The organism is Levilactobacillus spicheri DSM 15429 (assembly GCF_001435095.1).
GTDB classification, from domain to species: Bacteria; Bacillota; Bacilli; order Lactobacillales; family Lactobacillaceae; genus Levilactobacillus; species Levilactobacillus spicheri.
In genome coordinates this window covers 70,380-76,916 of record NZ_AZFC01000005.1, presented here as the reverse complement: position 1 = coordinate 76,916, position 6,537 = coordinate 70,380, and the positions used below count along the sequence as shown (strand labels likewise).

The following is a 6,537-nucleotide window of genomic DNA, read 5'->3' as shown; positions in this document are numbered from 1 at the left end:
TTCTTGCTTAATTTACGTCATTAAATTCGTTCAAGTTATTTCTTGCAATCTGCCATTATAAAAAACAACCATTGTGGGTCAGTTGAAATACATCATTTCATCTGACACACTGGTTGTTTTTTTATTTTCTAATAAGGCGTTTATTGAAGATTCTTTTTAATGTAATCCGCGGAGGCCTGGAGCTTATCGAGCTCGTCTTGGGGCAGGTCGAGCTGCAGCTGCTTCAGGACACCGCCGCGCCCGATGATGGCGGGGTAGGAGAGGTAAACGCCGTACTCGGAGCGGTAGTTGGAAACCGGCAGCTCGCTGTGGGCGTCGTTGATGACGGCTAAGGCCAAACGCACAGCCGCCGTGGAGACCCCGTAGTTGGTGTAGCCCTTGCCGTTGAAGACGGTGAAGCCGCCCATGCGGACGTCCTCGTTGATCTGGGCCAGGTCCAAACCGTTTTGCTGGGCCAAGTCGGCGACCGGTTGATCCATGACTTTAACGGTCGACCAGGCGGTAAACTGGGAGTTCCCGTGTTCCCCGAGGTTGTAGCCCGTCACGGAACGGGGATCGACCGCAAAGGCCTTGCCCACGGCCCGTTTCATCCGGGCCCCGTCCAGCAGAGTTCCGGTCCCGATGACCTGGGCCTTGGGTAGGCCGGTCAGTTCCTGGTACAGGGAGGTCATCACGTCGTTCGGGTTGCTGATGACGATGAGCACCCCGTTAAAGGCGGTCTGCTTGAGCTTCTGCGCCACGTTGGCGACGTCGGAACCGGTGGGCTTGAGTTCGGCGAACCGGTTGGGGTGGTCACCGCCCAGGAGCTTGATGTGGCCGACGGAGGAGATGACGACGTCGGCATCGTCTAATTGGTGGTAATCGTTGATGGTGATGTTGGTGTGGTAGGGCAGGTTCGCCATGGCATCCTCAAAGTCGAGGGCGTCCGCCTGTACCTTCTGTTCGTTCTCGTCGATCAAGACGAGGTCGTCGGCGAAGCCACAAGCGACGATGTAGTGCGCACACGCCGCCCCGACGTTACCCATTCCGATAATCCCAATTTTTCTGGTCATATTCGACACTCCTTTTAGATAGTCTTGATGAATCCCCTTACATTATACGCTACTTAACCGTTAAATCCGATTGAATCTGGGCGAGTTCGCTGGCCAGGGTGTCGGCGACGGTGAAGCTGTGCTCGTGGAGCCATCCCAGCTGGTCGTGGTCCAGCCACCAGCGGTTGAGTGCGGTCGGACCGAACTGGAACCGCTGGGGTCGGGTCAGGTGCCGGACCAGGGTCGTGGACCGGGGGAGGTCAAAATAGTAGCAGTGGGTCTGGTCAAACTGGCGCCGAAGCTGTAGTAGCATGGCGCGGTAACGGGAACTGGCCAGAATTCCTTCGAGGATGACCGCGGTGGCGTGGTCGCGCTGGTCGAGGGCCAACTGAGCCATTAAATCGATGGCGGGGTTATTGGCGGTATCGCGAACCTGCAGCCTTTCCCGGCGGACCACGTCTTGGGAGATCAGAAAGGCGTTCGGGCCCAGTTGCTGCTGGAGGGCGTGCGCCAGGGTGGTCTTGCCGCTGGCGGAGTTGCCCCGGATAATAATGAGGGGAGTGGACATGGTAAACATCTCGATTCTGGAAGTTTAGGACTGGTTAGGGCTATTGTACACTGGTTGGGGGAAAATATTAATCAAGTCGGGTAATTAAGACGATTCGGGAATGGTTAGTTCTAAGAAGCATAAATTGATGAAATGACGCATACCGCAAAAGATTACCAATGACTGACTTGACAGAAATTTCCCCGAGCGACGGGGCCGGGACCGTTTTTTTCGGTGAGACCGTTCCACCGATTTCGTAAAAATGGGGTCATCTAATTTTTAAATGGCCTGTTTTTGTAGACGGAAACGGGTATAATTTTTTTGTCGAGGGAACTATATATCGATGTGAAAAAGTGCTGAGGCACAAGATATAGTTATAATTCAGAATATTCCCAATTTATAAACGGTCCAAACGTTGGATTAATAACTCGTGAAACCCTCCACAAAGCACACAATGGAAGGCTAGCGACCAGAAAATTATACATTTAGAGATTTTTTGTCATAATAGGATGATATTGCGATTGCTGTGCAAAATCGTGGCAATCGTAGTACAAAAAAAGCCCAACTTTGTCAAAATATTGGCTGTTTGGAAGGAAAACGCATGGTAGGATGGGTTCAGTCGTTGTTAAGAAAACGGTTTCTAAACTAGGAGAGGCGGTGAACCATATGCAAGCAGGGGTCGTGAGCGAACTCAGTTTTTTTAATCAGTTGCATCCGTTGACCGCTGCCTGCTACTTCATCGAGCTATTCACCTTACTGCTCCTCTTTAATCACATTCTCCTAACAGCAACGATGTTTATCAGCATTTTGGCAGTTTGTAGCTGGTACTTTGAGCCACGAAAGATTCGCCAAATGGTTGTGGGCAGTGGCACGTTGATGCTCATGATCATGGTGTTTAACCTATTGTTGAATCAAACGGGACGGCATGTCCTGTGGACGTGGCAGATTGGGTCAGTTCAATTTAGATTAACCGAGACGGCCATTATCTATGGGTGTTCAATGGCCTTATCCCTAGGGGCGATGATTCTGACCTTTGTGCTGTTTAATGGGATCATCACGATTCCTAAACTTAGTTACTTATTGTTTCCGGTGGTACCGCGACTAGCGATGCTCTTAACGATTTCTCTGCGGCTAGTGGAGCTGTTCATTCAAAAAATGGGCCGACTAGCCCGCTTTCAAAAAAATCGTAACGTGGTCCTGACGGAAGGTAACTTTCATCAACGTTTGCAGAAAATGGGCCAACTGCTGCGAATTGTGTTGATTGACGCGGTATCGGAGGCAATGGAAACGGCTGTTTTGATGGAAGCCCGGGGATTCGGTGCTAAGCGCCGCAGTCAGTATCAACGGTTTCAATTTCAGATGATGGATGGGGCCTTTTTATTGGGATCGACGGCACTCTTTGGCGTCTTAGTCGGACGACGGTTGGAACACTGGGGATGGGCCACGAACGTGATGACATTACAGTGGCAACTGCCCCATGACTGGTTGCTGGCTGGCTTACTCATCGTATTTATGGCACTCCCAATTATTGGCGAAGGAGGTTATCGAGTATGGACGAATTAATGCAGGTTAAACAGCTAACGTTTACCTATCCGCAGCAGACGATACCTGCATTGCAGAATATTCAACTGACGGTTCGTCCGGGCGACTTTCTTGCGCTAGTCGGAGCAACGGGCAGCGGGAAAACGACGTTATTGAAACAATTGAAACGAGAACTGATTCCGGCGGGAACCACTCAAGGACAGGTTTGGTATGCGGGGCAAGCTGTGCAGACGTTAGATCAAGCGACCAGCGCACAAGAAATCGGGTTCGTTGCCCAGAATCCCCAGACCCAGCCGATTATGGCAACGGTCATGGAGGAATTAACGTTTCCACTAGAGAATCTGGGGTACAGTAGCGACGTGATCAATAACCGCGTGGCCGAGTTAGCCAACTTTTTGGGACTCGATCAGTTACTGACACGGGCCATCAAGACCCTTTCGGGGGGGCAAGTGCAATTGGTTAATCTAGCCTCAGTGTTGGCCTTGAAGCCACGATTGATTCTGTTAGACGAGCCCACAGCCCAGCTAGACCCGACGACGGCTCAGAACTTTTTAAACGTCTTGCGACAGGTCCATGATGAGTTGGGCATCACCATCGTCTTAACCGAACATCGGCTTAGCCGCGTGTTGGCTTTAGCTAATCGGTTGGTGATCTTGCAACACGGCCAACTGATCTATGATGGCGGCGTCTCCGATGGGTTACGTAAAATGGCGACGGTTCCCGAATTAGCCGCGTTTGTTCCACCAATTCCAAATTTCTTTTTGCAACAGCGAATTCCGGTGGCTTCTTTGCCCCTATCCATTCCGGCCGGCCGGCGCGCCTTGGCGGCAGAAAAGACGCATTTTCGGCTAATTCCTCGAACACCCGTCGCAGCTGAACAGTCATCTTCACTCCTGACGGCGAAGAAGGTGCTCCTGGACTTTGACCAACAGGTGGTGTTGCGCCAATTGAGCTTAACCCTTCATCAGGGGGAGTGGCTGGCCATTATTGGAAAAAATGGGTCGGGAAAATCGACCTTATTATCCGTTCTTGCCGGCTTACTCAAGCCAGAACACGGAAAGGTTCGTTTGGCTGATCAGGTTGTCTGGAAGATGCGGAATCTTCCCCGACTGCAACAGATTGCTTATTTATCGCAGAATCCCACGGAACAATTTAGTGGTCAGACGGTCCTAGAAGAGTTACAGGCGCAAAATCGACTCGGCTCACAGCCTCAGAGTGACGCGGCTGTGGAACAGCTATTGGCAGATTTACGGTTAACGGCCTTGGCTGACCATAACGTTTTTGATTTGAGTGGTGGTCAGCAGCAACTCCTAGGGTTGGGGTTAGCCCTTGTGACGCGTCCGAAAGTCTTGTTGTTGGACGAGCCCACCAAGGGAATTGACCCCAATACCAAACAACAATTCGGTCAAATCCTTCAGCGGGCCCACGCTGCCGGAACGGCCATCATCATGGCGAGCCACGACATGGATTTTTGTGCGCGGTATGCGGAACGCTGTACGTTCATGTTTAACGGACACGTGAATCCACCGGTTGCGTGTCGGGAATTCTTTACGCAGAATTTTCTATTTACGACGGCCGTTAACCGGCTGCTAGCGGATCAAGTTCCAACGGCATTATTCAGTGAAGACGTTGAACGGGTGCCAACGAAAGGAGGTGAAAAGCATGATGGCGCGTAGAATGAGTTGGCGCGGGCAGTTTGTGGTGGCTCTAGTGGGGATTGGACTTCTTTTGGGACTGATGCTTCTGTTTAAGGGGCAACACTATTTGTGGTTCAGCTTTGGGTGCTTGGCCTGCAGTCTTTTACCGGCCTACTGGCGCTTTGAGCGGCAGCAAATGGGCACCCGGTTGCTGGTCTTTTTGGCCGTTATCGTGGCACTAGGCGTTCTGGGACGGGTACCCTTGGCGGCAATTCCGAATGTTCAACTGACCAGTTTCGTGGTGATTGTGAGTTCGGTGAGCTTAGGTCCAGAACTGGGTTTCGTATCTGGGTCCATGATGGCCCTGGTCTCGAATCTCTTCTTGGGACAGGGACCGTGGACCCCGTGGCAAATGTTAGCTTGGGGGCTCATGGGCTTGCTGACCGGATTGCTACAGAAGGGTCATCTAAAGGATCAACTGTGGGTCATGGTCATCTGGGGCGCTCTTTGGGGGTTCTGGTTCGGCTGGATCATGGATCTGTGGTACGCCTTGGCGTACGTCCAGCCCCTCCGTCTCGCGAGCTTCTTCCTGGCGTTTGCCTCTAGCTTCATGTTTGACGTTCTCCACGCAGCAACGAATGCAGTCAGCATTCTCGTGCTATACCTTCCGTGGCGGAAGTTAATGGATCGCTTAATTGTTAAGTACAAAATTTTAGGATAAAGGGTGATTATGATGTTTAACGCAAAGAAAGTAATGGTTTCTTCCTTAACGACGATTATGGCCTTAGGAGCCTTGGCACCGGTTGCCAACGCGGCTAGTGTCAAGACAGCCTCAAAGAGTTACCAAAATAGTAAAGAAAAAACGGCCTATACATATGCAAAAAAGATGCTGAAGCAAAATAAAGATGGTTTAACGTCTAAGGGCAAGATGTTCAGTAAGTCAGCTTACCCGACGACCGGGGCCGCTTCGGGATACTCTGATTTTCTGTTAGGACTGAAAAAGCAGGGTTACAAGTTTACGAAGAGCAATAAGAACCTGGTGAAGAAGAATCTGGTCGTTTCCACGAAGAGCGATCCGGCGACCCTGTCAACCGCAATTATCGGGTTACAGGCCATTGGTGTGAACCCGATGAAGTTTAAGCCAGCTGGTGCGAAAAAGTCGCTGAACTTGGTCAGCACGCTGTACAAGAAGTCGATGACGAAGCAAACGGTCAACGTTCAGAGCCAGGCGTTGATTGCGGTCTCCTCAAATAAGACGTTTAAGAAGCCAAGCAAGGCTGCCTTTTCGAAGACGTCGCTCAGCAAAAAGATTGCGAAAAACCAACAATCTAACCATGGCTGGGCCTACAACAACACCGTTGCGAGTGTTGACAGTGATACCACTGCCATGGCCGTTACGGCGTTAAGCATGGGGAAGAGCAGTAATCAGAAAGTGACGAATGCGGCTAAATTAGGGCGGAGCTACTTGAAGAAGAACGTTTACACCAATGGTGCTTTCGGGTACGTTTACAACGGCAAGCAGAACCCCAATGCCAACTCAACGGCCGAAGCCATTATTGCACTGTCGACCAACAAGACCGCGTTTAAGCTGATCAACAAGACGGCCATCAAGAGTGCGCAAACCGCAACGCCGCTGAAGACGATGTTGAGCTACGTTCAGTCGGCTGGAACCATCAAAGGGGCTTACAGCATGACCCTGGCTTACGGTCAGGTCAGCTTGGCAACGGCGGCTTACCACAAGGGTCAGTACACCAACAAGCTCGTTTACGCTTTTAAGTAA

The 6,537-nt window shown here is 51.1% G+C and carries 6 protein-coding genes; 4 read left to right on the top strand and 2 right to left on the bottom strand.

What is annotated here, in order from left to right:
* Positions 1–140: 140 nt before the first annotated feature.
* Both FD37_RS02645 and FD37_RS02640 read right to left on the bottom strand, forming a co-directional pair.
* The gene (locus FD37_RS02645) at positions 141–1,052 is read right to left on the bottom strand and encodes an L-lactate dehydrogenase (protein WP_045806677.1); all 912 of its coding nucleotides are present in this window, start codon (positions 1,050–1,052) and stop codon (positions 141–143) included.
* A 49-nt stretch (positions 1,053–1,101) separates the two neighbouring features.
* Positions 1,102–1,599, bottom strand: a complete 498-nt coding sequence (locus FD37_RS02640; RefSeq protein WP_056963242.1) for an AAA family ATPase — start codon at positions 1,597–1,599, stop codon at positions 1,102–1,104.
* Between the two features lie 645 nt (positions 1,600–2,244).
* Between FD37_RS02640 and FD37_RS02635 the strand changes: the two genes are divergently transcribed.
* The 4 genes from FD37_RS02635 to FD37_RS02620 are packed head-to-tail and all read left to right on the top strand — an operon-like array spanning position 2,245 to position 6,537.
* Positions 2,245–3,141 (top strand): energy-coupling factor transporter transmembrane component T, encoded by an 897-nt coding sequence (locus FD37_RS02635; RefSeq protein WP_056963250.1) that lies wholly within the window; start codon positions 2,245–2,247, stop codon positions 3,139–3,141.
* A complete protein-coding gene (locus FD37_RS02630; RefSeq protein WP_056963240.1) occupies positions 3,129–4,796 on the top strand; it encodes an ABC transporter ATP-binding protein in 1,668 nt (555 codons plus the stop codon). Before FD37_RS02635 ends, FD37_RS02630 begins: the two co-directional genes overlap by 13 nt.
* Positions 4,783–5,478 carry an ECF transporter S component gene (locus tag FD37_RS02625; protein ID WP_045806674.1) on the top strand — a complete coding sequence of 232 codons (696 nt, stop codon included), beginning with the start codon at positions 4,783–4,785 and terminating at the stop codon, positions 5,476–5,478. Before FD37_RS02630 ends, FD37_RS02625 begins: the two co-directional genes overlap by 14 nt.
* Positions 5,479–5,490: 12 nt before the next feature.
* Entirely contained in the window at positions 5,491–6,537 is a 1,047-nt protein-coding gene (locus tag FD37_RS02620) for a prenyltransferase/squalene oxidase repeat-containing protein (protein ID WP_056963238.1), read from the top strand.